Raw genomic sequence first — 24,308 nt, 5'->3', positions numbered from 1 at the left:
GCTATTTTGCTTTTTTTATAAACAATGCCTGCAAAAAAGACCAGAAGATGCTGTTTTTTACAGCGTTTGTGGCCTTCAGGGGTGTGAGTCCTGGCCATTCTCAGTATGTTCACTGATGTTTATCAGGCGTCGGGTTGCACAACCTGATGCTTTTTAAGCAAAGCACGTAGTTGATGATAAGTTAGCCCGAGTAAATCCGCGGCTTTACGCTGATTAAATCTCGCAACTTTAAGACTTTGCTCCACCAGCGCTTTCTCTTGTTGGTTTTGCCATGCGCGTAAATCCATCGGTAAATCCATCGGCAAAGGTAACTGGTTTTCAGCAGGCCGCTCAGATGGGACGGATTGCCGTGCAAACGGGTCGAGGATCACGTCATCAACCGGCTCGTCGCTGTTGCCGTGGCGATAAACAGAACGTTCCACCACATTTTTCAACTCACGAATATTGCCAGGCCAGCCGTAATTAAGCAGCGTTAACTGTGCCTGCTCAGTAAATCCCGGGAACAGGGGGAGCTGTAACTCACGGCACATTTGAATCGCAAAGTGCTCGGCCATCAACATGATATCGGGCTGACGTTCACGTAACGGTGGGAGTTTGACGACATCAAATGCCAGTCGGTCGAGCAAATCGGCGCGGAATCTCCCTTCTTCGGCAAGTTTTGGCAGGTCAGCATTGGTCGCACAAACCAGGCGTACATTCACTTGTAACGGCTGGCTACCACCTACACGCTCGAGCTCGCCATACTCCACCACGCGCAGCAGCTTTTCCTGCACCATCATCGGCGCGGTCGCCAGTTCATCCAGAAACAGCGTGCCGCCATCGGCTCGTTCAAAACGGCCCGGGTGGCGTTTTTGCGCACCGGTAAAGGCACCTGCTTCATGCCCAAAAAGCTCTGAGTCCAACAAATTATCGTTGAGTGCCGCGCAGTTAAGTGAAATAAACGGCCCTTGCCAACGGCGCGACAAGAAGTGCAGGCGGTTAGCAATCAGCTCTTTACCCGTACCGCGCTCGCCAATCACTAACACGGGCTTTTCGAGTGGCGCCAGACGGGAAACTTGCTCCAGCACCTCAAGAAAACTGTTTGCCTCGCCAATCAGGTTATCTTTGCTATCTGCCATGATTAAATTAACCAATAGTTAGTGATTTTAACCACTATAACTGTTGTGTGTGGCGAGTCAAATTTAGTTATTCTGTTTAAAATCAATAAAATAAAAACTTGGCACACCCGTTGCAATATTCATGTCGTGCAGGGTGCCTGGCACCTGAAATAATGACTAAAGAGGATTGAATTATGGGTATTTTTTCTCGTTTTGCCGACATCGTGAATGCCAACATCAATTCGCTGCTTGAGAAAGCGGAAGACCCACAGAAGCTGGTGCGCTTGATGATTCAGGAAATGGAAGACACGTTGGTTGAAGTGCGATCCACCTCGGCACGCGCATTAGCTGAAAAGAAACAACTTTCCCGCCGTGTAGAACAAGCGAGCGCGCAGCAAGCTGAATGGCAGGAAAAAGCGGAACTGGCACTGCGTAAAGATAAAGAAGATCTGGCGCGTGCTGCGTTAATTGAAAAACAAAAAATGACCGACATGATATCCACCCTGGAAGATGAAATGGTGCATGTCGATGAAACCCTGGCGCGCATGAAAAAAGAGATCGGTGAGCTTGAGAACAAACTCAGTGAAACCCGCGCGCGCCAGCAGGCACTAACGCTGCGTCATCAGGCGGCATCTTCTTCACGCGATGTTCGTCGCCAGTTAGACAGCGGGAAAATCGACGAAGCGATGGCGCGTTTTGAATCCTTCGAGCGCCGTATCGATCAGATGGAGTCCGAAGCGGAAAGCCACAGTTTTGGCAAACAGAAAAGCCTCGATTCACAGTTTGCCGAACTGAAAGCCGACGACGAAATCAGCGAACAACTGGCGGCACTGAAAGCTAAAATGAATAACCAGGATCGTGGGTAATTATTGGCATCCTGGCATGTTAATACCCAAAATAATTCGAGTTGTGAGAAGGCAGCAAGCGTGGGAGTCCCCAGCAGCATAGATAACTCTGTGACTGGGGCGAGCACGCGTAGCCAACGCACTGACAACTTTAAGTATGAAGGGTAGTCAAGCCAGATTTGTAAAAGGAGTACACATGAGCACGCTTTTTATTGCCATCCCATTAACGATTTTTGTGTTGTTTGTTGCCCCCGTCTGGCTGTGGTTGCATTACAACAATCGCGCGGAAAATGGCGGTCAGCTTTCTCAAGGCGAACAGCAGCGATTGGCGCAACTGACTGACGAAGCACGTCGTATGGGTGAGCGCATTCAAACGCTGGAACAGATCCTTGATGCAGAACATCCGAACTGGAGAGACAAATAATGGTGAATTCATTTTCCGGTCGTAAATTGTGGCGTATCCCCGAAAAGGGGATGGTGAAAGGGGTGTGTGCAGGTATTGCGCAATACCTTGATGTTCCGGTGAAACTGGTACGCCTGATTACTTTTTTAGCGATGATATTTGGCCTGTTCTTTTTTGTCATAGTGGCCTACATCGCGCTGACTTTCATTCTTGACCCGATGCCTGCGGGTGCGGAGAAGGTAAAGCCGCAACCGACCAGCCGTGATTTACTCGACGAAGTCGATGCCCAATTAGCGGCGGGCGAGCAGCGTTTACGTTCTATGGAGCGCTATATAACCTCTGATACCTTCACGTTACGTAGCCGTTTCCGCCAGCTTTAATATTCTCTATGGGGGCGATAGCCCCCGTTGTCATCGGGAGAAACCATGTCCAGATTCCAGACGACTGCCAATAAAGCAAAACCAGGCCTGAAAATTGTCGGCAAACTCGTGTTGCTGGCGGCTTTGCATTACGGCCCTGCAGGCGTCGCGGGATGGGCGGTTAAATCTGTGGCACGTCGTCCATTGAAAATGTTACTCGCGCTGGCGCTTGAACCGCTTATGGCGAAAATTTTGCGTAAGATTTCAGCTCGTTATAACGGTCCTTCTGTACACTAGTTTCCCTCAAAACGTGTTCCGTCCCGCTGTGTGCAAGCTTAGGTGGACGGAACAACTTAAGCCATATCCTTTGATTTATCTCCAGTTACCCCCATTACTTACCCCATAATAGTTTCATACAGGTGCAACCAGGACGCATATGAACAGAATCAAAAGTGAAATTAATGCCCTGATGAACCGGGGCGTAGACAGACATTTGCGCCTTGCCGTCACCGGATTAAGCCGCAGCGGCAAGACGGCATTTATCACCGCGATGGTGAATCAATTACTGAGCGTACATAACGGTGCGCGCTTGCCGTTGCTTAGCGCGGTGCGCGAAGAACGCCTGTTGGGCGTTAAGCGAGTGCCACAGCGTGATTTAGGTATCCAGCGTTTCACTTATGATGAAGGGTTAGCACAGCTTTACGGTTCCCCGCCGAGTTGGCCAACGCCGACACGGGGTGTCAGCGAAATGCGCCTTGCGCTGCGGTATCGCTCGAATGACTCGCTATTGCGCCATTTCAAAGACACCTCAACGCTGTATCTGGAAATTGTCGATTACCCCGGCGAATGGCTGCTGGACTTGCCGATGCTGGCGCAAAACTATCTGAGTTGGTCACGGCAAATGACGGGCTTGTTGCAAGGTGATCGTGCCGAATGGTCAGCACAATGGCGAAAATTATGTGAAGGATTAGACCCGCTTGCCCCCGCTGATGAAAACCGTCTTGCCGCGATTTCAGAAGCCTGGACTGATTATCTGCTGCGCTGCAAACGTGAAGGTTTGCACTTTATCCAGCCTGGCCGCTTTGTGTTGCCAGGAGACATGGCAGGGGCACCCGCGCTGCAGTTTTTCCCTTGGCCGGATGTGGATGCGGTCGGCGAGTCAAAACTCGCCCAGGCCGATAAGACCACCAATATTGGCATGCTGCGCACCCGCTTTGATTATTACTGCGAGAAAGTGGTGAAAGGTTTTTATAAAAACCACTTCCTGCGCTTCGACCGGCAAATTGTCTTAGTGGATTGCTTGCAACCGCTCAATAGCGGCCCGCAGGCATTTAACGATATGCGTCTGGCACTGACGCAACTGATGCAAAGTTTCCATTACGGTCAGCGTACACTCTTCCGCAGGCTGTTTTCACCGGTTATCGACAAGCTGTTGTTTGCCGCGACTAAGGCCGACCACGTCACGGTTGATCAACACGCCAACATGGTGGCGTTGCTTCAGCAACTGGTTCAGGACGCATGGCAAAATGCTGCCTTCGAAGGTATCGACATGGACTGTATGGGGCTGGCATCGGTACAAGCCACACAAAGTGGTCTGGTTGATGTTAAAGGGGAACAGATCCCTGCATTACGCGGTAATCGTTTAGGTGATGGTGAGCCACTCACCGTCTACCCAGGCGAGGTTCCGGCGCGTTTGCCTAGCAGCGTATTTTGGGAAAAACAAGGCTTTCAGTTTGAACAGTTCCGCCCACAGGTGATGGATGTGGACAGGCCGATGCCGCACATTCGCATGGACGCGGCACTGGAGTTTTTAATTGGGGATAAATTGCGATGAGCGAACCATTAAAACCGCGTATCGATTTCGCGCAACCACTGGATGTGGAAGTAGACGATATCTACAAAGCGTCACATGCTTTCAGCGAACCTGAAGCGGAAAAATTCACTCCGGCAGCCAGTATGTTAGATGACATTGAAGACACCGGGCAGGCCGAAGCGGTGATTGATGCCGCCCTGCATCCCAAGCGTAGCCTCTGGCGGCGTATGGTGCAGGTGGGACTTGGGTTGTTTGGCGTCAGCGTCGTGGCTCAAGGTATACAATGGACACATAACGCTTTTGTTACGCAGGATTGGGTTGCCCTTGGCGGCGGTATCGCGGGTGGGTTAATTATCGCGGCGGGTGTTGGCTCGGTGGCGACGGAATGGCGTCGGCTTTGGCGTTTACGCCAGCGCGCGCAAGAACGTGACGAAGCGCGCGAGCTAATGCATAGCCACGGCATGGGTAAAGGCAAAGTTTTTTGCGAAAAACTGGCACGCCAGGCTGGCCTTGATCACGGGCATCCGGCATTACAACGCTGGTATGCAGCGATTCACGAAACGCAAAATGACCGTGAAGTGGTTGAACTCTATGCAGGACTGGTGCAGCCCGTGTTGGATAACCAGGCGCGCCGGGAGATCAGCCGTTCAGCCGCGGAATCGACCTTAATGATTGCCGTCAGCCCGCTGGCCATGGTGGATATGGCATTTATTGCCTGGCGTAATTTGCGGCTGATCAACCGCATTGCCACGGTTTATGGCATCGAGTTGGGGTACTACAGCCGCATTCGTTTATTCCGCCTGGTGTTGTTGAACATGGCTTTTGCCGGAGCCAGTGAATTGGTGCGCGAGGTCGGTATGGACTGGATTGGTCAGGACATCGCGGCGAGGCTTTCCACGCGTGCTGCACAGGGTATTGGTGCTGGGTTACTGACGGCGCGTTTGGGTATTAAAGCGATGGAACTTTGCCGTCCACTGCCATGGATTGAAGGCGACAAACCGCGACTGGGTGATTTCCGTAAACAGTTGCTGGTGCAGCTTAAAGAGACGATGAGTCAATCATCCGCTCAACCTAAGTAAATCAGTCGATGTCGCTGCGTTAATCGCGCTTTTGTCGGACGATAAGCGTAGCGACATCCGACATGATAAATCCCATCAACCGAAGTTACGTGTCAACTTTTCTTCACACATCTCTTCTGACCATCGGTTATCTGGAGTATCATCACCGCACCCAATGACTCAGCTTATTGCAATTGAAGGACACCTCCATGCGTCTGGAAGTTTTTTGCCAGGACCGCCTTGGTCTGACTCGAGAATTACTTGATTTACTCGTGCTGCGTAGTATCGATTTGCGGGGTATCGAAATTGATCCGATTGGGCGCATCTATCTGAATTTCTCCACCCTTGATTTTGATCCGTTCAGCAGCCTGATGGCTGAAATTCGCCGTATTCCTGGCGTTACGGATGTGCGAACCGTGCCGTGGATGCCTTCTGAACGTGAGCATCGTGCCTTGAGTGCTTTACTTGAAGCGCTGCCAGAACCTGTACTTTCGCTGGATATGAAAAGCAAAGTTGAAATGGCGAATCCGGCGAGCTGCGTCCTGTTTGGGCAAAACGAAGACAAACTGCGTAACCATAACGCGGCAAGCCTTGTGAACGATTTTAACTTTACGCGCTGGCTTGAAAGTGAGCCAGTTGAGTCACATACCGAGCATGTGGTGATCAACGGGCAAAATTTCCTGATGGAAATCACGCCAGTTCATTTAGATAACGAAAACGATGGCTCGTCACTTGTCGGTGCGGTGGTGATGCTGCGCTCCACGGTGCGGATGGGGCGCCAACTGCAAAATCTCTCCACTACTGATGTTGGCGCATTCAGCCAGATTGTCGCCGTCAGCCCTAAAATGCGCCATGTGGTCGATCAGGCACATAAACTGGCAATGCTAAACGCACCGCTGTTGATTGTCGGCGATACCGGTACCGGTAAAGATCTGCTGGCAAATGCTTGCCATCTTGGTAGCCCGCGTGCGCAGAAACCGTACCTTGCGTTAAATTGCGGTTCGATGCCAGATGATGTGGTTGAAAGCGAGCTGTTTGGCCATGCTCCAGGGGCCTATGCGAATGCCGTCGAAGGTAAAAAGGGTTTCTTTGAGCAGGCGAACGGCGGTTCCGTTCTGTTGGATGAAATTGGCGAAATGTCACCGCGCATGCAGACTAAACTGCTGCGTTTCCTCAACGATGGTACGTTCCGTCGCGTGGGTGAAGAGCATGAAGTCCATGTTGATGTGCGTGTGATCTGCGCCACGCAAAAGAACTTGATTGAGATGGTGCAAAAAGGGGAGTTCCGCGAAGATCTTTATTATCGTCTGAACGTCCTGACACTGAATCTGCCACCGCTGCGTGACAGGCCGCAAGATATCATGCCGCTGACTGAACTGTTTGTGGCGCGATTTGCCGATGAGCAAGGGGTACCGCGTCCGAAACTGGCTAATGATTTGAGCAGCGTGCTCACGCGTTACGGCTGGCCGGGCAACGTGCGTCAGTTGAAAAATGCGATATATCGCGCATTAACGCAGCTAGAAGGTTACGAACTGCGGCCACAAGACATTCTGTTACCTGATTTTGATACGGCGAGTTTGGTGGTTGGGGAAGAGGCAATGGAAGGATCACTGGATGATATTACCAGCCGCTTTGAGCGCTCGGTGTTGATACAGCTTTATCGTACTTATCCTAGTACGCGTAAACTGGCTAAACGTCTCGGCGTTTCGCATACCGCAATTGCGAACAAATTACGTGAATATGGATTGAGCCAGCGTAAAACAGAAGAGTAACAACAATGCCCCCGGTTCCGGGGGCATTCACACTTAAGCCTTAAGGGCTTCCAGTGCTGCGGCATAATCCGGCTCGTTAGTAATTTCATTAACTAACTGGCTGAATACCACTTCATTTTTCTCATTCAGAACAACGACTGCACGCGCAGTCAGGCCTTTCAGTGCGCCTTCAGCAATACCTACGCCATACGCCTGCTGGAATTCTGGGTTACGCAGAGTAGACAGCGTAACCACATTGCTCAGGCCTTCAGCGCCGCAGAAGCGAGACTGTGCAAATGGCAGATCGGCAGACACACACAGTACAACAGTGTTATCCATCTCAGTAGCCAGTTGGTTGAATTTGCGCACGGAAGCGGCACAAACGCCGGTATCGATGCTTGGGAAAATGTTCAGTACTTTACGTTTTCCATCAAACTGGCTCAGTGCAACATCAGAGAGATCTTTTGCTACCAGAGAAAAAGCTTCAGCTTTGTTGCCAGCTTGTGGGATCTGACCTGCAACCGCTACAGGGTTGCCCTGGAAATGAACGATTTGTGACATGTTTGATTTTCCTGTTTACATATAATTAACGCCGGGAACAGTGTATGTCAGTATTCTTCCTCTGAATATAAAAAACTGATACTGCAAGTGAAAGTGTTCTCTGGCTATACTCAGCCAAAGACCTGTAACAGTGGAAAAGCAATGAGAACAGTTAAGGTTTATCAAGAAGCATGGCCACTTCACACACCTTTTGTTATTTCTCGCGGTACTCGCAGTGAAGCCGTCGTCGTGATCGTTGAGCTTGAAGAGGATGGAATTAAAGCCGTCGGCGAGTGCACACCGTATCCACGTTATGGCGAAAGCGCTGTTTCGGTACAGGCACAAATTACCACCATTATCCCCGCGCTCGAAAAGACGTTAACCCGTGCGCAATTACAAGAACTGCTTCCGGCAGGTGCGGCGCGAAATGCGGTCGACAGCGCATTATGGGATTTAGAAGCACGGCGTTGTAAACGTACCCTGGCGCATATTGCAGGTGTCGAATTGCCAGAATTAGTCACGACTGCACAAACCGTGAGTATCGCTGAACCTGAACAAATGGCGGTTGCGGCAAAATTGTTGTGGGACAAAGGTGCGCGTTTGCTGAAGGTCAAAATTGATGACCGATTAATTACCGAACGCATGGTTGCGATTCGTGCCGCAGTACCCGAAGCGGTGCTGATTGTGGATGCCAACGAAGCCTGGCATAGCGAGGGGTTGGCAGCGCGTTGCCAGTTGTTGGCCGATCTCAATGTGGCGATGCTTGAGCAGCCGCTACCCGCCGGGCAAGACAGCGCACTGGCAAATTTTATCCATCCATTGCCCATCTGCGCTGATGAAAGCTGCCACACTCGCGAAAGTTTACCCGCGCTAAAAGGGCGTTATGACATGGTCAATGTGAAGCTGGATAAAACCGGAGGCTTAACTGAAGCGCTGGCACTCACACAAGCAGCTCGTGAACAAGGTTTTGATGTGATGTTGGGCTGCATGTTGTGTACGTCGCGGGCGATAGCCGCCGCATTGCCGCTGGCAGCTAAAGTGCGTTTTGCCGATCTCGATGGGCCAACATGGCTGGCGGTGGACGTCACCCCTGGGTTGCACTTCGAAACCGGCAAGCTTTATCCGTAAGAGCTTCCATAACGACATCCAAAACGACTTACTTCTGCCAGTGCAGGAGCCCCATCATGGCATGCAGATACCGCTCACTTGCTTCGTCAGCTGAGATGGGCGGGAATTCTGCAGTAATGCACGGTAAATCCAAATCTGCACACCAACTACCAAAAGAACCCGGCGTTTCATATCCAACGCTGGTCACCAGTGGTAATTCAAATTCTTTGGCAAGCCAGGCACCCAACGGTGAATTATCGGGGTCTTCGATGCAACCGAGAGGGTCGTGGAAGGAGACAACCCACGCCGGTTGTAGGGTGTGAATTAACTGGCACAAAGCGGTGGTTTCTGGCTCGGAGCCTGGTTTTTTGCCGGTGGACAGCACCACATCACGTTTTTCCGCGCTGCTGTTCCAGCGATAAACCGTCTCACCCGATTTCCAGTTGGCGGCAGGGAAGTTACGATTCAAATCCACGCCGTTGGCATTGGCGCGTAAGCCAAGTTGGCAGCCGTCGGGATTCACGGCAATGACCACATGATGGCGGCGATGTTCCGGCTCGAGCGTGCGTAACGCGCATGACAACGTGACCATCGCAGCATTCTCATCGCCATGCGTTCCGGCAATGATCAAACCGCTGCGTTGTTCGCAGGGTGCTGCCGGGAACCAAATAAGCGGAGCGCCGAAAACTGATTTTCCATAGCGTTCGCTTCCTGGGGGGAGATGTCCACGTTGCGGGCGAGGGCGATGACCGGGCATAAATGTCCTTACGTTGACGAGTGGCAAGACATTATTAATAGCAGTGTTTAGCTAAAATCTCATCTGGAACAACCGTATGCCAGGCCTGTACGCATCATTAAGGCTGGGTATTTGTGGCTTCACCGTACAAATCATTAGCCACTTCACTTTCAAATTGAGACAACTTGCTGCACGGATAGACATGTGAACCCAGCGCCAGGCTGTATTCCATTCCCTTGAGATTGGATACCGCACCACCCCAGATAATGGACGGGCGTTCATTATTTACCGCAACAAATCGCTTCGACAGACTATCAAACCTAACAGGTTGATACTTATCGTATTGCTTGTTGTTTTCATTGAGGGAAATAAAGAGATCGCGGGTGCCGGTTTGATTGTTTCTCAGCCCAAGAACGGTGCGCCCTTCATCGCCACCATGCAGTTCTGCAATCTGAATATTGATTCCTTTACCGCAGGTTTGCTGCAAAGAGGCTTTCAGGTTACCGAGCATCTCGGGTGTGGGTTCTGCCGCCTGGGTGAAAGTGATACTTCCTGCCAGCACTGCCAAAATAACGTATTTACGCAACATAGAAAGACCTGCTTTAAAATGAGGATTTTGCCGCGCATGGTATGTGAAAAGCAAAAATATAAGAGGCATAAAAAATGCGTTTAAGCGGTGGGTAATCAAAATTCGGAATTCTAAGCATGCAGGAGGGGTAAAAAGGTGATTTGAGTGAGCGAACCCACATAATTTGCATCAAGGCGAGGTGATTTTCTTATTGGCAAAACAAGTAATTGCGCTACATTAATGGTTCGATCTGGGCACGGTATTATTCTTACAAAAATAAACCACTAAAGGGGCACTGATGAGAAATCGATTTCGTATTACCACTTGTGCATTAACACTCGCTTGCTCGTTTTCTCAGGCCTGGGCGGCAGATGTTCCCGCAGGGACAAAACTTGCGTCAGACCAGAATCTGGTGCGCCATATTAAAGATGAGCCCGCCTCTCTGGATCCGGCAAAAGCTGTGGGATTACCTGAAATTCAGGTCATTCGCGATCTGTTTGAGGGCCTGGTCAACCAAAATGAAAAGGGTCAACTGGAGCCAGGTGTGGCTACCAAATGGCAAAGTAATGACAACCGTATCTGGACATTTACCCTGCGCAATGACGCTCGCTGGTCGGATGGAACGCCAGTCACGGCACAAGATTTCGTCTATAGCTGGCAGCGTTTGGTGGATCCGAAAAATACCTCTCCATTTGCCTGGTTTGCAGCGCTTGCTGGCATTAATAATGCGCAGGCTATTATCGATGGAAAAATGCCAATAGATAAGTTGGGTGTAACAGCCGTCGATACCAGGACATTGCGCATCCAGTTAGATAAACCCGTGCCATATTTCCCGAATTTGACCGCCAACTTCTCGTTCTATCCAGTACCAAAAACCGTGGTGGAGAAGTTTGGCAACGACTGGACCAAGCCAGGAAATCTGGTAGGGAATGGTGCGTACACCTTGAAAGACCGCGTGGTGAACGAAAAACTGGTCGCGGTACAAAACAAAAATTACTGGGATAACAGTAAAACGGTGATAACCCAGGTGACGTTTGTCCCCATTAACCAGGAATCGTCAGCGACAAAACGCTACCAGGCAGGGGATATCGATATCACCGAGTCTTTCCCGAAAAATCTCTACCAAAAACTGCTCAAAGACATTCCCGGCCAGGTTTATACGCCTCCGCAGTTAGGGACCTATTATTACGCGTTTAATACCCAGAAAGGGCCAACTGCTGATGCGCGCGTTCGTCTCGCATTGAGCATGACCATTGATCGTCAACTTATGGCGGAAAAAGTGTTGGGTACGGGAGAAAAACCTGCGTGGCGCTTTACTCCTGATGTGACCGCAGGATTTAAACCAGAGCCTTCTCCGTTTGAGCAAATGAGCCAGGAAGAGGCAAACGCCCAGGCGAAAACCTTGCTGCAAGCGGCAGGTTATGGCCCGAATAAACCGCTTAATTTGACGCTGCTGTATAACACTTCGGAAAACCATCAGAAGATTGCTATTGCGGTGGCATCGATGTGGAAGAAGAATCTTGGCGTGGATGTGAAACTGCAAAACCAGGAATGGAAAACGTATATCGACAGCCGTAATACCGGTAATTTCGATGTGATTCGCGCATCGTGGGTCGGTGATTACAACGAACCGTCCACCTTCCTGACACTGCTAACGTCTACTCACAGCGGTAATATTTCACGCTTCAATTCGCCGGAATACGACAAACTGATGCAGCAGGCAAGCCAGGAAACTACGGCTATTGCACGTAATCAAGATTACAACCAGGCTGAAAAAATCATCCAGGATCAAGCACCGATTGCCCCGATTTATCAATACACCAATGGTCGGTTGATCAAACCGTGGTTGAAAGGTTATCCGATTAATAACCCTGAAGATGTCGCTTACAGCCGCACGATGTATATCGTGGCGCATTAACTATCTATACGCTCCTGTTAACCTCAGATAACCCCTTCTAAACCCAGTGCTGGCAAGGATTTCTTTGTCAGCACTTCTTTTTAACCCGTGATAACCACTTCGGAAAACAACAAATTCTTGACGGTATAATTGACGGGATGCGTCTTGGATTTAGTCTTCAGGCATTCAAAATACCGTCAAAAGCTTGTGAGGTGTTTCTATGGTGCCATTGAAAGCTTTATTGTTGGACATATATACAGTGTGCGGCACTTCGCCGCATCCGATAGGAAATCCTGATGCAACAAGAAATTGAGAAGTTAATTTATGCAGCCATGATTAAAAATGAATCTGGCGCTGGAGTGGGCGCCTCTGCAACTGCCAACCAAATTCTGAAGTCGATAAAACCATATTATCAAAAGGGGTCTGAATCTGATAAGAAGGCCATTCTTGAAAGGCTTAATAAGCTAAAAATTGAGCCCGGCGTTTCTATCCCATTAAACGCAGAAGCATTGCTAAGCAACTAGTTGATACCGCCTTCGGCCGGTTTTTTTATTCACATCACTTTTGTTTTTTTAACATCTTCGCCGCACTGTAGTTAGTGATGCAAAGAATTGGGATGGCCAGCAACATGGGCAGACCCATTGTAATGGTTGTAACCACGATAACCACACCGAGCCAACCACTTTGAAATGAGCCTTTGAGGAAGTCAGTTTGTGCTGGCCCACCTTCGGTGGGCTGATAATGAAATTGCTACAGTGAATTTTTGTCACTTAAAAAATGACATCTCAGAATCTTAAAAAAACTCCGAGATAATAAAAACATAGAGCCAATAATCACAATGCTAATAATTGCCTGCACAATTCGAGATCCTTCAAGGATTTCATCGCCAATTTGCTTGCCTAAAGTTGTTGCAGCGTAAAAAGTTGCGAAGAAGTACCAGCCCATGAAAAGCGAAAATTTGAAAGGCATATAAAGTCTCAATTTTTGTATGGATTAAATACTATCCGCTTGGTTTGTAAAATAATCAATAGTGATCACAAAGGCCACTTACGAGTGGTTTTTTTAATGGCTTTATCCCATCAGGAGTGTATGGCGAGTATCTCTATGGCCTTGTTGGTCATACAGATTGCCGACATGAGAGCGTGATATTAATCACTTATAGAATGAAGGGATATCGACTATCAGGACAATAAAGCCCAGCTCGATGACCAAAGCATCCATGCCAATGAGGTCTATAATTTAGGCTCATCACACTGATGCATTTTTCTATTTTGAGGGGTTACCATGAAAAAAACTGTATTGATGCTGCTGGCCGCCTGCACTCTGATCAGCGCAATACCTGCACAAGCAGCAACTGAGCAGTCGCAAGACCGCCAGGAAGGGCGTGATGCGAAGCAAGCATGCACCGAAGGCGCTCCCGGCGGTAATGCCGATTGCCGGCAGGAAAAGCGTGATATCAAGCACTGACAGACTGGAGGGGTAGGTTACTCCAGACTAGGGCGCGACTAACCTGGCTCGGTGGCCGGGTTAGTCATGGAATAAGGGAACGACTAACTCAACGTCAGGCCGTCTCGCTCGATGTAATGGGCGAAGGTGCCTATACTTTTTAGGCAGCAAAATGTTGCTAACCCTGATGGAGTGAGTGATGAAAAGCATCTCTATGAGCGTTACGAGGGACAACCCAAAAAAACCGGATAAGACACGAAAAGATGACAAGAAAAAGCCAAAAAAAACCAAAAACAGGCCTTCTCTTTTTGACTGTTTATTTTGATTATTTGTAGGAGGGTTTATGTCACAACATCCAAATTTAGTTGACCCGGTACCGGTGGACGAACCTTTACCCGGAGACACGATTCCTGATACACCTGACCCGATTGATCCACTGGAGCCAGACGACCCTGACGTCGTTAAAGACCCAGTCAGATAGGTCCATTTTGGATTAAACCGCCTGCGGGCGGTTTTTTATTATCCATTGTTCAAGCAGTGACTTCGATAATGTTTTTGCAAAAAAAATCCCCGGCACAGGGGAAATCCTGACTAGCCGGGGATGCGATATCTCGCCAAGGAGTATTCTCCATATTTCCGCTCAAAAAATACATATTCCTCTATCGCTTGGCAACTTTAAATCGTCGATTGTGACAATCGGAATTTTTAATTAATGACCTATATTTTGTATGGCTTTGGCGCCATCCATTCCAGTGCTGCGTCGGGTGTAAACCCTAAAGGCCTGCGGTCATGAATATCGACCAACCCATTATCGGCCGCCGCAGTCACTATCAAACAGGGCAAATAAGCTCGAGTGAAATGCGTATCAGGAGCCTGATGTGGCGTAACCGCCGACGATAAACCAGGTGATGAAGACAATTGCGGCAACAATAATTGCGATTGGAAATAGAACGCCAATTTTCATTTTTTATCTCATTTTTCAGTGTGAATATCAGTGTGAATAAGTTTGCCACTGGTTACGGCCCGCATCTTTGGCTTTATACAGCGCCGTGTCCGCCTGTCCGATAAAACGCGTAGCGGTAGTTGCTGGCGTCAAACATGTGATGCCCAAGCTTATGGTCACGTAAGGTGCTACGGGTGATGCAGCATGGGGTATCGCCAGAGCCTGTATGTTTTTCTGGATTCGTTTTGCCACTTCAATTGCCTGTGGCTCGGTGGCATCAGGCAGCAACATAATAAACTCTTCTCCGCCAAAACGCGTCGCAATATCTTGTGTTGAACGAGTGGCTCCCTCAAGACATTTTGCGATTTTAACCAGACACTCATCCCCCTTCTGATGACCGTAATAGTCATTGTATTTTTTGAAGTAGTCGACATCCAACATAATCAACGACACTGACTGATTACACTGCTCGTTTCGCTGCATCGCTTTATTCAACAGCAGATGGAAAGAACGACGGTTGGCAAGGCCGGTAAGAGGGTCGTGATTCGCCTGGATCTCTAACTGCTTAATCAACTCACTGTTTTCTTGCTCGCGACGAATAGCCAAAATAAACCAACCACGCAACATTCGGCGTCCAGATTCAAAAAGGCATGCCAATAGCACGTAGAGTACTGCATTCAGAATAGTCAGCTCTGAGGGGTAGACAAAATTGCACACCAGAACAACGAGCCAAATCGGCAGGGAGAAACTCAGCAATATTCGCCCATCAAAATAGAGTGAAATCAAGGCGGTGAAAATCAGGAGTGCCGCGAAGGGAAAAACAATGCGCGAATCGCCGCTGGCCAGGAGTATGTAAAAACAGCAGACCCATAATGCACTGATGCAAACCAAGGTGCCGTGCAAGAATTTGCTCAACCATTCCGCATATTGGTCATGAGCCATGCGAACAATGAAAATGGCGGACGATGCCAGGGCGAGAATCAATCCCATGACCATTTCGAGTTCCGGGAATAGCTGTGTAATGATGGCGACTTGGGGGATTGGCGTAAAATAATGTCGCCCTAAAATAAATAGGCAGAACAATAAATTAATCCATATAAACCAGGGGCCACTGACGATTATCGCGCGGCTTCGCATGCTCTTAAGGCGAAAGCCTAAATCAGGGATTGCCTTACGTCTTTCTTGCACACATCTTCTCCCTATGCCGCTATGGCAGTGCCGTATTAAAAATACTAACAGAAATGTAACATTATTTATCGAATAAATTCAGCGTGTTTGGCTATTTTTCCGAGTTACATAACAAAAGAAGGCGGCTAGACTGACCACTGTATTATGGTCACGTATGGAGAAAATACAGTGGAAACCATCAAGGGAGATCAATTAATTGTGCCAGATGCTGTATTTGCCTGGCAATTAGATGGCAAAGGTGGTGTCGATGCCATCGAAGAGAACGACATCATAGATGCTGAACATCCTGCTTGGTTGCATTTAAATTACACCAATAGCGAAAGTGCCAACTGGCTTGCGACAACGCCATTGCTGCCAAATTATGCTCGTGATGCACTGGCGGGGGAAAGTTTGCGCCCGCGAGTCACACGCGTCGGAGAGGGTACACTCATTACTCTTCGCTGCATTAACGGCAGCACTGATGAACGGCCAGACCAGCTGGTCGCCATGCGTTTGTATATCGATGAACGCTTGATTGTCTCTACACGCCAGCGCAGGGTGCTCGCACTGGATGATGTGGTCAACGATCTCAAAAAAGGGGCTGGCCCAATCGGTTGTGGCGGTTGGCTGGTCGATATTTGCGATGCCCTGACTGATCATGCCAGTGAGTTTATCGAACAACTGCATGACAAGATCATCGACCTTGAAGATAACCTGCTGGACCAGCAAATCCCGCCACGCGGCTACCTTGCGTTATTGCGCAAACAGTTGATCGTTATGCGTCGTTACATGGCACCTCAACGTGATGTTTACGCCCGGCTTTCCAGCGAACGCTTACCCTGGATGACGGACGATCATCGCCGCCGTATGCAGGATATTTCCGACAGGTTAGGGCGCGGGTTGGATGAAATTGATGCGTGTATCTCGCGTACCGCTGTGATGTCCGATGAAATTTCGCAGGTGATGCAAGAAGCGATGGGACGGCGTACCTATACCATGTCATTGATGGCGATGGTTTTTTTGCCCAGCACTTTCTTGACCGGGTTATTTGGGGTGAATTTAGGCGGCATTCCTGGCGGCGGCTGGCATTTTGGTTTCAGCATGTTTTGCATTATGTTGGTGGTTCTTATAGGTGGTGTTGCTTGGTGGTTACATCGTAGTAAATGGTTGTAAAATTTAACATTTATAATATGGGGTAGACTAAAAAAGGCGGCGATAATTGAGCGAGGTCAATAAATGGAACACCGGTTCAAGGCACTATCTCTCTCGCAGGTGAATGCAACGTCAAGCGATGGGCGTTGCGCTCCATATTGTCTTACTTCCTTTTTTAGAATTACTGCATAGCACACTTGATTCGTACGAGCCGACTATAAGTCGGCTTTTTTTTGTCTGCGATTTGTTGTCTATACCCTAAATAATTGGAGTTGCATCAAGGCGGTAAGGGCGTAAATCCCCGGCAGCTTACTCAAGTAAGTGACTGGGGTGAGGGAGTGCAGCCAACGCACAGGCAGCTTCAGGTATGACGGTATATGCTTAAAGTACGTGTTTCAAGGGAGTATTACTGGAGGCAATAATGACTGTCTATCGATGCTTAGCTATGAGTGACCCTTCGTATCCAAACGAACCCACGCCGATACCAGACCCAATTCCAAGACCACATCCGTTACCGGATCCACCTGAGCCTGATCCGAAACCGATAATTGATCCACCGGCGCACAGTTAGGAAATTCCCTCTCCGGGTTTCAGGAGAGGGAAGAGAAGATTATTTGATTTCGAGAATATCGAGGCGTTGCAAAGGCGCCTCGTTGTCATCTTCTTCTGGCTGCCAGCCCGCAGGTTGCATTGGCAGTTCTTCGCGGTCAAAGGCTAAATCGCCGCCATCAACCACTTCAGCACCGTGTGTGATACCGACAAAATCAAACAGTTCGGTGTCACACATGTGTGAAGGCACCACATTTTGCATCGCACTGAACATGGTTTCGATACGACCAGGATAGCGTTTATCCCAATCACGCAGCATATCGCCTATTACCTGACGTTGTAGATTAGGCTGTGAGCCACACAAGTTACACGGAATAATTGGATACTCACGGGCAGTAGCGAAGCGCTCAATGTCTTTTTCACGACAGTAAGCCAGCGGACGAATCACAATATGTTTGCCGTCATCGCTCATCAGTTTTGGCGGCATGCCTTTCATCTTGCCGCCATAGAACATGTTCAGGAACAGTGTCTGGAGGATGTCGTCACGGTGATGACCCAGTGCGATTTTCGTCGCGCCTAATTCAGTGGCAGTGCGATAAAGAATGCCACGGCGTAAACGAGAGCACAGAGAACAGGTGGTTTTGCCCTCAGGTATTTTATCTTTCACAATGCTGTAAGTGTTTTCTTCGACGATTTTGTATTCAACGCCGATGCTTTCCAGATATTGCGGCAGGATATGTTCAGGGAACCCTGGTTGCTTCTGATCGAGGTTAACTGCAATCAGGCTGAAGTTGATTGGTGCGCTCTTCTGCAAATTGCGCAGAATTTCCAGCATCGTATAGCTGTCTTTACCGCCAGACAGGCAGACCATAATGCGGTCGCCTTCTTCAATCATATTGTAATCAGCGATCGCTTCACCCACGTTACGACGCAGGCGCTTCTGTAATTTGTTGAGGTTGTATTGCTCTTTCTTGGAAGCTTCTTGTGTGTCTTGCATTTAATTGCACTCTAACTCTAAAAAGGGGCACCACTGGGGCATGGCCATGCTACATGGCGTGTATGGTACGGATTGCGGCGACGAATGTCAGCACGAATTGCAGTAAAAGCCGTTTCAAATAAGTAGAGAGCATCATGCGATGCACGGTCACGGTTATTCCCGCAATGGGGACCTTGAGTCAGGTGCTTAAATTTTATCAAGGAAAGGGGGGGAAGGTGCGCCCGAAGTTTAAAGGCATTAATTAGCAGCATTAACCCAGCAGCACAATAATCAGGATGATACTGGCTAACTTAAATGCCGGTGAGTGACACCGGCCAAAAGACTTATTTAGAGCAGTACACGCGTGCGTCACGTGGAGTATAGATACCAAAGGTAATAAAGCTCAGGAAACCGTCGGCAAACGTTTGTTGAACTTCGGTACGAACCACTTTATCTGCACCACCACATACCGCTGCCGCATCAACCGTTTTCGTTTGGCCAATACCGCTGACAAAGAAATGATGTGTCGTTGTTTGCTGTGGTTTCTCAGCAATATCTTTGTTAATGGTGAAAGTCTGCTGTGCACAACCAGATAACACCGCTACCGCTACTACCGCTATCATTAACTTTTTCATAACAACCCTATTTTTTATATGTGAACTGCGCGTAGTCTCGCATTGTAAAATAGGGATTTAAAGGCTGGCGAGCGGCTGTATGAGATTTTACTTAGGCGCGTTTAACTACTGTTTAGCATCTGAAATTCTACACTTATCCATTATTACCTGGTCCGTTCCGAATACCGGTAGCACAAAACACAATGCTTTTCCCACATCTGGCTTTATTCAATTCAGGATAGAGTGCCGTTATTTAAATATAGGGCGGAAGTTTCTGATGCCTTTATTGCCCTCCTTATCGCTGGAAACTGCCCCGTTACCCCCTCAAATCTGCTAACATGCGCGCCAGACGCTGTCTGACAGCCCATTAATTGAGAGTATAACTGTGACATCTTTTTCTACCCTAAACGTTCTGCCTGCAGAACAACTCGCCAATCTCACCGAACTTGGTTACCACACCATGACGCCTGTTCAGGCGGCTGCATTACCCGCGATACTGGCTGGGAAAGATGTCCGTGCACAGGCAAAAACCGGTAGCGGTAAAACGGCAGCATTTGGTCTGGGCTTGCTGCAACACATTGATGCCAGCCAGTTTATTACTCAGTCTTTGGTGTTGTGCCCAACACGCGAATTAGCCGATCAGGTGGCGAAAGAGTTACGCCGCCTGGCGCGTTATATGCCAAATATCAAAGTGTTGACGCTTTGTGGTGGCCAACCGTTTGGTGCGCAGCGCGATTCACTGCAACACGCTCCGCATGTGATTGTGGCAACACCTGGCCGTTTGCTTGATCACCTGAAAAAAGAGACCGTTAATTTAGATGCTCTGCAAACGCTGGTGCTGGATGAAGCTGACCGTATGCTGGATATGGGTTTTGCTGACGCCATTGATGAGGTCATCAGCCATGCGCCGCAAGACAGGCAGACGTTACTGTTCTCCGCAACGTGGCCAACGGCTATCGCAGCCATCAGTTCACGTGTGCAGCGCACACCAGAGACCATCGAAATTGATTCAGTAGACGAATTGCCGTCTGTTGAACAGCAGTTTTATGAAATCTCCCGCAGCGGGAAAATCAGCCTGTTGCAAAAATTACTCAGCAAGCATCAGCCCGCGTCTTGTGTGGTGTTCTGTAATACCAAAAAAGATTGCCAGGCCGTTTGTGATGCGTTGTCCGAAAGCAACCAAAGTGTGCTAGCGCTGCACGGCGATATGGAGCAACGCGACCGTGACCAAACGCTGGTGCGTTTTGCGAACGGTAGCAGCCGTGTGCTGGTGGCTACAGACGTTGCGGCCCGTGGGCTGGATATCAAAGCGCTGGAAATGGTTATTAACTACGAATTGTCGTGGGATCCAGAAGTCCACGTGCACCGTATTGGCCGTACTGCGCGCGCGGGTGAAAGCGGCCTGGCCATTAGCCTGTGTGCACCAGAAGAAGCACAACGTGCCAGCGTGTTAGCAGAAATGCTGAATTTGTCTCTGAGCTGGCAACCGGCCCCAACGGGCGGCAGCATTAAACCGCTCGAAGCGACAATGGTTACGCTTTGCATTGATGGCGGCAAGAAAGCCAAAATGCGTCCGGGTGATATCCTCGGTGCATTGACCGGTGATATGGGACTCGATGGGGCGGATATCGGTAAAATTGATGTTCATCCAATGCATGTTTATGTCGCGGTTCGCGAGTCTGTGGCGCGTCATGCCTGGAAACAGTTACAGCAGGGCAAGATCAAAGGCAAATCGGTTAAGGTGCGTTTGCTGAAGTAAGTTTATAAACCTCTCCCTGCTGATTAAATGCAGGGAGAGGGCAACGGTTACTCTTTGGCGACAGCGTCCAAAACCCGCACCAACTGCGTCACAAACCCATACTCGTTATCGTACCAGGCCACGGTTTTCACCAACTGCAAATCACCCACTTCAGTCACTTCTGTTTGAGTCGCATCGAACACGGAGCCGAAATGCGTACCGACGATATCAGACGAAACAATTTCTTCATCGGTATAGCCAAATGATTCATTGTTCTCTGTAGCCTTTTTCAGCGCGGCATTAATCTCATCGACCGTCACTTTTTTATCCAGAATCGACACTAACTCAGTCACAGAACCCGTCAGGGTCGGCACCCGTTGTGCATGTCCTTTGAGCTTGCCCTGTAATTCAGGGATAACCAGTCCAATGGCTTTTGCCGCACCGGTAGAGTGAGGAATGATATTTTGCGCAGCGGCACGAGAAGCACGCAAATCTTTGCCTCGTGGGCCATCGACCAGCGATTGCGTGCCTGTATAGGCGTGAATCGTGGTCATGGTGCCGAGCTTAATACCAAAGTTGTCGTGCAAGGCTTTTGCCATTGGTGCCAGGCAGTTAGTGGTGCAGGATGCGACGGAGAGGATTTTATCCTCAGGTGTAATGGTGTGGCAGTTCACGTTGAAAACAATGGTTTTCATGTCACCAGCTGGGGCAGAAATTAACACTTTCTTCGCTCCAGCCTCCAGATGCGCACTGGCTTTTTCTTCCGATGTATAGAAGCCGGTGCATTCAATGACTATCTCAACGCCATCTTTTCCCCACGGAATATTTTTGGCGTCTTTCTCGGCATACACCGCAATTTTCTTGCCGTTTACCACCAGCGAATCGTCGGTGAAATCCACCGTGCCGTCAAAGTTACGATAGCTGGAATCATACTTGAGCAAGTAGGCCAGCACTTTGGGTGACGTCAGATCATTGATTGCAACAATCTCCACTTCACTATTGGTTTCCAGCACGCGGCGCAATACCAGACGACCAATACGGCCAAAACCATTAATACCGATTTGTTTCATGACCAGAACCTCATCTCTAACCGTTGGAAACCGATTAAATATTAATCAACAGTAGTGATAGTTCAGAAATGATGGTGAAGCAAACCGAAGTCGTGGAGGGAATTGAAAAGGAATTTCATCAGATGTTAATGATTTTTTAAGTATTTGCCGTTATCCTGGACAAAACATTGTCACTCAGCAGGGTACTCAAATGCGTAGCAAATACACCACGTTACAGATAATGCTCCATTGGCTGGTTTTTTTACTGGTGGTGGGCGCTTATTGTGCGATGGAACTGAAAGGGTTTGCACCTCGTTCTTATCGGCCAATCTTTAATGCCACTCATGTCACCTGCGGGATTGGCGTGTTCATTTTGATGATTGCGCGTTTACTGGTGCGTATTAAGTACCGTGCGCCAGCGATAACGCCGAAGCCACACCCGGCAATAACAGGAATGTCGCATTTGGTACACACCATCATTTATTTAATGTTCATTATTCTGCCGATCCTCGGCTTTTTAACCGTGTACTTCAAAGGCAGCGACTGGTCGGTATTGGGTATTTCTATGCCGCATGCTATCGAGCCTGATGAAGATATGGAATTCACCATCAAAAGCTACCACGAGCTTATTGCCAATACCGGCTACTTCGTCATCGGCATTCATGCTTTTGCGGCTCTTTTCCACCACTATGTGTGGAAAGACAACACATTGCTGCGCATGATGCCGGGTAAAAAAGACTGAACCTGCAAACAACGCGGTATTGGGGGCGAAAAGATATGCGTTACTGGTATTCAATAAACCCTCGATCAGATTCTGTTTGACCGACGTATTCAAAAGGCAGCAGCTTCACTATTCTCTCATCATAGTGCCAGCCTTGCGCATCCCTGGTGAGAGAGTGTCCGGGAGCAAGGCAAACATCGGTTACGCAACGTACGACCGCAAACTTACCATCATCAAATGCAACTCTATGAATGCAAACAGGATGAACGGTAAAGAGTAAGCATCTCACTTCCAGAATGGAGCCTGCTCTTCTTTTTTCTGCATGCTTTTTCATCTTATCCTCCAGCGGGGAGCTAAATTCACTACGGGTCATTCAGAACCCTTTTTACATTCCATATCATTAGAGCACGGCAAATCTGAATTGTTCATTTTATGAGCTATTTGATGCTCGTTTTGCTGGTTTCAGAAGGGGGGGTATCGATTGTCTATAATACATTGATGTATATATACAATATAATAGCTTCAATAATTTGAAAACTAGTTCACTATACCCCCATATAGTATATTGATGTGAAATTAACTCATTGTAATTAACTCATTGTAATTAATAGTGTTAATGTTTTACTCCCGCAGCATAGGTTTTTGCTGCAGCGATAGCATTATCATCAAAGATATATTGCTCATAATTATCTGTTGCGCTTCGCACTCGATAAATTTTCCATTCCCCCCCTTCCATTCTTAAATAATTAACCAGATGTTGTTTTTTCCCATCCTGAATACCTATCCAGACGTCAATTGATTTTCCGCCCATAAAATCGATTGCCTGGCCGATTTTAAGACCTGGTATCCATTCCTTTGTGTAATCCTGTCCGTAAGTGAAATAATCAGAATTGACTATTTCTTGTTCGTAAATTTTCTGGATATATTTCAGTCTGTCCAATGTGTCTTGTGCCACATACTCACGCAACTGTCGTGAATCAGAAGAATGCTGAGTGTTTTCAGTGGTAAGGGCATTCAGATAGAAGATATAAAATTGTTCCACTCGATTCTCTGGAGTTTGTATCTGGTTAGTACATCCAGAAAGAACAAGGCACACCAACAGTAAAAATGCGCGCATTAATTTTTCCTGTATATAACATAAGAGGGGTGGGAGCTTCGATAACCGGGACCTGCCCACATATCACGTTGACGGAAGTCAGAATACCAGGTTGTACCGTCAAAAATAGCCATATGACCGCTAGGATTGCCGCCGGGGTATGGCTGAATAACAACCACATCACCCTCGACCGGGCTTTGACCACTGCCTATAGGTCGAAAACCCGATCCCGCTAGTAATTGCCCATAGTCCTTGGCGTGATATGTGTGGCCGATATTTACACCACCTGCATATATGGCCATACGCGTGAATGCAGCACATTTTCCCTGTGAGGCACCGCCAGCGTGGACACGCGCGTAGGCGACAGCGACTCTTTTATTCCAACTCATAATCAATCTATTCACTAATAGTTATTACAGAAACAGTAATAAACCACTCTATTTTTGTTTTTTTGTTGCACAAAATGCCATAGGTTGAGTGAATTATTCATTGAATTTATTGGTATTTATGGATGATTCAAGAGGGTGGAGTGGGTGAATATACTCACGAATCCCCCTCGAACTTCCCTGAAGAAATAATATGCATTTCATTATTTTATATGTTTTCGCACGTATTTTTGAGCGTAGAACAATCGGCTTTTAATATAAATTATTAATTTTTAACTTGTTTTACGTGAGCTAACG

Annotated in this window: 27 protein-coding genes and 1 pseudogene; 15 read left to right on the top strand and 13 right to left on the bottom strand. The window is 48.4% G+C overall.

Annotated features, from left to right (window positions below):
- Window positions 1–122 precede the first annotated feature (122 nt).
- Window positions 123–1,118 (bottom strand): phage shock protein operon transcriptional activator, encoded by a 996-nt coding sequence (gene pspF, locus VJY99_RS17205; RefSeq protein ID WP_324120650.1) that lies wholly within the window; start codon window positions 1,116–1,118, stop codon window positions 123–125.
- A gap of 173 nt (window positions 1,119–1,291) precedes the next feature.
- Here pspF and pspA point away from each other — a divergent pair, with 173 nt between their 5' ends.
- From pspA to tyrR, 7 genes are all read left to right on the top strand, one after another.
- Window positions 1,292–1,963, top strand: coding sequence for a phage shock protein PspA (gene pspA / locus VJY99_RS17200; RefSeq protein WP_324120649.1), 672 nt, complete (start codon window positions 1,292–1,294; stop codon window positions 1,961–1,963).
- A 175-nt stretch (window positions 1,964–2,138) separates the two neighbouring features.
- Window positions 2,139–2,366 carry an envelope stress response membrane protein PspB gene (gene pspB, locus VJY99_RS17195; RefSeq protein ID WP_324120647.1) on the top strand — a complete coding sequence of 76 codons (228 nt, stop codon included), beginning with the start codon at window positions 2,139–2,141 and terminating at the stop codon, window positions 2,364–2,366.
- On the top strand, window positions 2,366–2,725 hold the full coding sequence (pspC, locus tag VJY99_RS17190; RefSeq protein WP_324120645.1) for an envelope stress response membrane protein PspC: 360 nt from the start codon (window positions 2,366–2,368) through the stop codon (window positions 2,723–2,725). Before pspB ends, pspC begins: the two co-directional genes overlap by 1 nt.
- Window positions 2,726–2,770: 45 nt before the next feature.
- Entirely contained in the window at window positions 2,771–3,001 is a 231-nt protein-coding gene (pspD, locus tag VJY99_RS17185) for a phage shock protein PspD (protein WP_324120643.1), read from the top strand.
- Between the two features lie 139 nt (window positions 3,002–3,140).
- Window positions 3,141–4,538 (top strand): YcjX family protein, encoded by a 1,398-nt coding sequence (locus VJY99_RS17180; RefSeq protein ID WP_324120641.1) that lies wholly within the window; start codon window positions 3,141–3,143, stop codon window positions 4,536–4,538.
- Window positions 4,535–5,596, top strand: a complete 1,062-nt coding sequence (locus tag VJY99_RS17175; RefSeq protein WP_324120639.1) for a YcjF family protein — start codon at window positions 4,535–4,537, stop codon at window positions 5,594–5,596. Before VJY99_RS17180 ends, VJY99_RS17175 begins: the two co-directional genes overlap by 4 nt.
- 188 nt (window positions 5,597–5,784) lie before the next feature.
- Window positions 5,785–7,347, top strand: a complete 1,563-nt coding sequence (tyrR, locus tag VJY99_RS17170; protein ID WP_324120638.1) for a transcriptional regulator TyrR — start codon at window positions 5,785–5,787, stop codon at window positions 7,345–7,347.
- Window positions 7,348–7,380: 33 nt separating this feature from the next.
- Here tyrR and tpx read toward each other — a convergent pair whose 3' ends face one another.
- A complete protein-coding gene (gene tpx / locus VJY99_RS17165) occupies window positions 7,381–7,887 on the bottom strand; it encodes a thiol peroxidase (RefSeq protein ID WP_324120636.1) in 507 nt (168 codons plus the stop codon).
- Between the two features lie 141 nt (window positions 7,888–8,028).
- Here tpx and ycjG point away from each other — a divergent pair, with 141 nt between their 5' ends.
- A complete protein-coding gene (ycjG, locus tag VJY99_RS17160; protein ID WP_324120634.1) occupies window positions 8,029–8,994 on the top strand; it encodes an L-Ala-D/L-Glu epimerase in 966 nt (321 codons plus the stop codon).
- A 28-nt stretch (window positions 8,995–9,022) separates the two neighbouring features.
- On the opposite strand, the gene mpaA is transcribed toward ycjG, so the two are convergent.
- Window positions 9,023–9,730 carry a murein tripeptide amidase MpaA gene (mpaA, locus tag VJY99_RS17155; protein ID WP_324120632.1) on the bottom strand — a complete coding sequence of 236 codons (708 nt, stop codon included), beginning with the start codon at window positions 9,728–9,730 and terminating at the stop codon, window positions 9,023–9,025.
- A gap of 97 nt (window positions 9,731–9,827) precedes the next feature.
- Entirely contained in the window at window positions 9,828–10,298 is a 471-nt protein-coding gene (locus tag VJY99_RS17150) for a hypothetical protein (protein ID WP_324120630.1), read from the bottom strand.
- Window positions 10,299–10,575: 277 nt separating this feature from the next.
- Between VJY99_RS17150 and VJY99_RS17145 the strand changes: the two genes are divergently transcribed.
- The 4 genes from VJY99_RS17145 (at window position 10,576) to VJY99_RS17130 (ending at window position 14,101) form a co-directional block, all read left to right on the top strand.
- Entirely contained in the window at window positions 10,576–12,195 is a 1,620-nt protein-coding gene (locus VJY99_RS17145; RefSeq protein WP_324120628.1) for a peptide ABC transporter substrate-binding protein, read from the top strand.
- 275 nt (window positions 12,196–12,470) lie between these two features.
- Window positions 12,471–12,698: a hypothetical protein gene (locus VJY99_RS17140; RefSeq protein WP_324120626.1), complete on the top strand. Its 228-nt coding sequence runs from the start codon at window positions 12,471–12,473 to the stop codon at window positions 12,696–12,698.
- A gap of 760 nt (window positions 12,699–13,458) precedes the next feature.
- Window positions 13,459–13,641: a hypothetical protein gene (locus VJY99_RS17135; protein ID WP_324120624.1), complete on the top strand. Its 183-nt coding sequence runs from the start codon at window positions 13,459–13,461 to the stop codon at window positions 13,639–13,641.
- 322 nt (window positions 13,642–13,963) lie between these two features.
- Window positions 13,964–14,101, top strand: a complete 138-nt coding sequence (locus VJY99_RS17130; RefSeq protein WP_324120623.1) for a hypothetical protein — start codon at window positions 13,964–13,966, stop codon at window positions 14,099–14,101.
- A gap of 260 nt (window positions 14,102–14,361) precedes the next feature.
- Here VJY99_RS17130 and VJY99_RS17125 read toward each other — a convergent pair.
- From VJY99_RS17125 to VJY99_RS17115, 3 genes and pseudogenes are all read right to left on the bottom strand, one after another.
- A pseudogene (locus VJY99_RS17125) lies at window positions 14,362–14,454 on the bottom strand (SOS response-associated peptidase); the annotation flags it as partial.
- Between the two features lie 31 nt (window positions 14,455–14,485).
- Window positions 14,486–14,584 carry a YoaK family small membrane protein gene (locus VJY99_RS17120; RefSeq protein ID WP_324120621.1) on the bottom strand — a complete coding sequence of 33 codons (99 nt, stop codon included), beginning with the start codon at window positions 14,582–14,584 and terminating at the stop codon, window positions 14,486–14,488.
- Window positions 14,585–14,611: 27 nt separating this feature from the next.
- A complete protein-coding gene (locus VJY99_RS17115) occupies window positions 14,612–15,700 on the bottom strand; it encodes a GGDEF domain-containing protein (protein WP_324120671.1) in 1,089 nt (362 codons plus the stop codon).
- Between the two features lie 219 nt (window positions 15,701–15,919).
- On the opposite strand from VJY99_RS17115, the gene zntB reads away from it, so the two are divergent.
- Window positions 15,920–16,903, top strand: a complete 984-nt coding sequence (zntB, locus tag VJY99_RS17110) for a zinc transporter ZntB (protein WP_324120619.1) — start codon at window positions 15,920–15,922, stop codon at window positions 16,901–16,903.
- Window positions 16,904–17,492: 589 nt separating this feature from the next.
- Here the strand turns inward: zntB and ttcA are convergent.
- Window positions 17,493–18,428, bottom strand: coding sequence for a tRNA 2-thiocytidine(32) synthetase TtcA (ttcA, locus tag VJY99_RS17105; protein WP_324120617.1), 936 nt, complete (start codon window positions 18,426–18,428; stop codon window positions 17,493–17,495).
- Window positions 18,429–18,751: 323 nt separating this feature from the next.
- On the bottom strand, window positions 18,752–19,042 hold the full coding sequence (locus tag VJY99_RS17100) for a Bor family protein (protein ID WP_324120615.1): 291 nt from the start codon (window positions 19,040–19,042) through the stop codon (window positions 18,752–18,754).
- Between the two features lie 364 nt (window positions 19,043–19,406).
- On the opposite strand from VJY99_RS17100, the gene dbpA reads away from it, so the two are divergent.
- Window positions 19,407–20,780, top strand: a complete 1,374-nt coding sequence (gene dbpA / locus VJY99_RS17095; protein WP_324120613.1) for an ATP-dependent RNA helicase DbpA — start codon at window positions 19,407–19,409, stop codon at window positions 20,778–20,780.
- A gap of 47 nt (window positions 20,781–20,827) precedes the next feature.
- On the opposite strand, the gene gap is transcribed toward dbpA, so the two are convergent.
- The gene (gap, locus tag VJY99_RS17090) at window positions 20,828–21,829 is read right to left on the bottom strand and encodes a type I glyceraldehyde-3-phosphate dehydrogenase (RefSeq protein WP_324120611.1); all 1,002 of its coding nucleotides are present in this window, start codon (window positions 21,827–21,829) and stop codon (window positions 20,828–20,830) included.
- Window positions 21,830–22,019: 190 nt separating this feature from the next.
- On the opposite strand from gap, the gene cybB reads away from it, so the two are divergent.
- Window positions 22,020–22,550: a cytochrome b561 gene (cybB, locus tag VJY99_RS17085; protein WP_324120609.1), complete on the top strand. Its 531-nt coding sequence runs from the start codon at window positions 22,020–22,022 to the stop codon at window positions 22,548–22,550.
- 40 nt (window positions 22,551–22,590) lie between these two features.
- Here cybB and VJY99_RS17080 read toward each other — a convergent pair whose 3' ends face one another.
- The 3 genes from VJY99_RS17080 to VJY99_RS17070 form a co-directional block, all read right to left on the bottom strand.
- Complete coding sequence (locus VJY99_RS17080; protein WP_324120607.1) at window positions 22,591–22,902, bottom strand: hypothetical protein; 312 nt, start codon at window positions 22,900–22,902, stop codon at window positions 22,591–22,593.
- A gap of 240 nt (window positions 22,903–23,142) precedes the next feature.
- Window positions 23,143–23,646, bottom strand: coding sequence for a YbjP/YqhG family protein (locus tag VJY99_RS17075; RefSeq protein ID WP_324120605.1), 504 nt, complete (start codon window positions 23,644–23,646; stop codon window positions 23,143–23,145).
- A complete protein-coding gene (locus VJY99_RS17070; RefSeq protein WP_324120603.1) occupies window positions 23,646–24,014 on the bottom strand; it encodes a hypothetical protein in 369 nt (122 codons plus the stop codon). Before VJY99_RS17070 ends, VJY99_RS17075 begins: the two co-directional genes overlap by 1 nt.
- Window positions 24,015–24,308 lie beyond the last annotated feature (294 nt).

The sequence above is a fragment of the Buttiauxella sp. genome, assembly GCF_035271705.1.
In the GTDB taxonomy this organism is placed as follows: domain Bacteria; phylum Pseudomonadota; class Gammaproteobacteria; order Enterobacterales; family Enterobacteriaceae; genus Buttiauxella.
The sequence above is the reverse complement of the archived record's forward strand: the minus strand, read 5'-3'. Positions and strand labels throughout refer to the sequence as shown.

Excerpts from the sequence above, each read along its gene's own strand:
- cybB (WP_324120609.1), top strand. The coding sequence starts at position 22,020 with ATGCGTAGCAAATACACCACGTTACAGATAATGCTCCATTGGCTGGTT.
- VJY99_RS17175 (WP_324120639.1), top strand. The coding sequence starts at position 4,535 with ATGAGCGAACCATTAAAACCGCGTATCGATTTCGCGCAACCACTGGAT.
- VJY99_RS17140 (WP_324120626.1), top strand. The coding sequence starts at position 12,471 with ATGCAACAAGAAATTGAGAAGTTAATTTATGCAGCCATGATTAAAAAT.
- pspF (WP_324120650.1), bottom strand. The coding sequence starts at position 1,118 with ATGGCAGATAGCAAAGATAACCTGATTGGCGAGGCAAACAGTTTTCTT.
- pspA (WP_324120649.1), top strand. The coding sequence starts at position 1,292 with ATGGGTATTTTTTCTCGTTTTGCCGACATCGTGAATGCCAACATCAAT.
- VJY99_RS17075 (WP_324120605.1), bottom strand. The coding sequence starts at position 23,646 with ATGCGCGCATTTTTACTGTTGGTGTGCCTTGTTCTTTCTGGATGTACT.
- mpaA (WP_324120632.1), bottom strand. The coding sequence starts at position 9,730 with ATGCCCGGTCATCGCCCTCGCCCGCAACGTGGACATCTCCCCCCAGGA.
- VJY99_RS17120 (WP_324120621.1), bottom strand. The coding sequence starts at position 14,584 with ATGAAAATTGGCGTTCTATTTCCAATCGCAATTATTGTTGCCGCAATT.
- VJY99_RS17115 (WP_324120671.1), bottom strand. The coding sequence starts at position 15,700 with ATGCGAAGCCGCGCGATAATCGTCAGTGGCCCCTGGTTTATATGGATT.
- ycjG (WP_324120634.1), top strand. The coding sequence starts at position 8,029 with ATGAGAACAGTTAAGGTTTATCAAGAAGCATGGCCACTTCACACACCT.
- VJY99_RS17135 (WP_324120624.1), top strand. The coding sequence starts at position 13,459 with ATGAAAAAAACTGTATTGATGCTGCTGGCCGCCTGCACTCTGATCAGC.
- VJY99_RS17080 (WP_324120607.1), bottom strand. The coding sequence starts at position 22,902 with ATGACCCGTAGTGAATTTAGCTCCCCGCTGGAGGATAAGATGAAAAAG.
- gap (WP_324120611.1), bottom strand. The coding sequence starts at position 21,829 with ATGAAACAAATCGGTATTAATGGTTTTGGCCGTATTGGTCGTCTGGTA.
- VJY99_RS17070 (WP_324120603.1), bottom strand. The coding sequence starts at position 24,014 with ATGAGTTGGAATAAAAGAGTCGCTGTCGCCTACGCGCGTGTCCACGCT.
- pspC (WP_324120645.1), top strand. The coding sequence starts at position 2,366 with ATGGTGAATTCATTTTCCGGTCGTAAATTGTGGCGTATCCCCGAAAAG.
- VJY99_RS17150 (WP_324120630.1), bottom strand. The coding sequence starts at position 10,298 with ATGTTGCGTAAATACGTTATTTTGGCAGTGCTGGCAGGAAGTATCACT.
- tpx (WP_324120636.1), bottom strand. The coding sequence starts at position 7,887 with ATGTCACAAATCGTTCATTTCCAGGGCAACCCTGTAGCGGTTGCAGGT.
- tyrR (WP_324120638.1), top strand. The coding sequence starts at position 5,785 with ATGCGTCTGGAAGTTTTTTGCCAGGACCGCCTTGGTCTGACTCGAGAA.
- VJY99_RS17130 (WP_324120623.1), top strand. The coding sequence starts at position 13,964 with ATGTCACAACATCCAAATTTAGTTGACCCGGTACCGGTGGACGAACCT.
- VJY99_RS17180 (WP_324120641.1), top strand. The coding sequence starts at position 3,141 with ATGAACAGAATCAAAAGTGAAATTAATGCCCTGATGAACCGGGGCGTA.
- VJY99_RS17100 (WP_324120615.1), bottom strand. The coding sequence starts at position 19,042 with ATGAAAAAGTTAATGATAGCGGTAGTAGCGGTAGCGGTGTTATCTGGT.
- pspB (WP_324120647.1), top strand. The coding sequence starts at position 2,139 with ATGAGCACGCTTTTTATTGCCATCCCATTAACGATTTTTGTGTTGTTT.
- pspD (WP_324120643.1), top strand. The coding sequence starts at position 2,771 with ATGTCCAGATTCCAGACGACTGCCAATAAAGCAAAACCAGGCCTGAAA.
- VJY99_RS17145 (WP_324120628.1), top strand. The coding sequence starts at position 10,576 with ATGAGAAATCGATTTCGTATTACCACTTGTGCATTAACACTCGCTTGC.
- ttcA (WP_324120617.1), bottom strand. The coding sequence starts at position 18,428 with ATGCAAGACACACAAGAAGCTTCCAAGAAAGAGCAATACAACCTCAAC.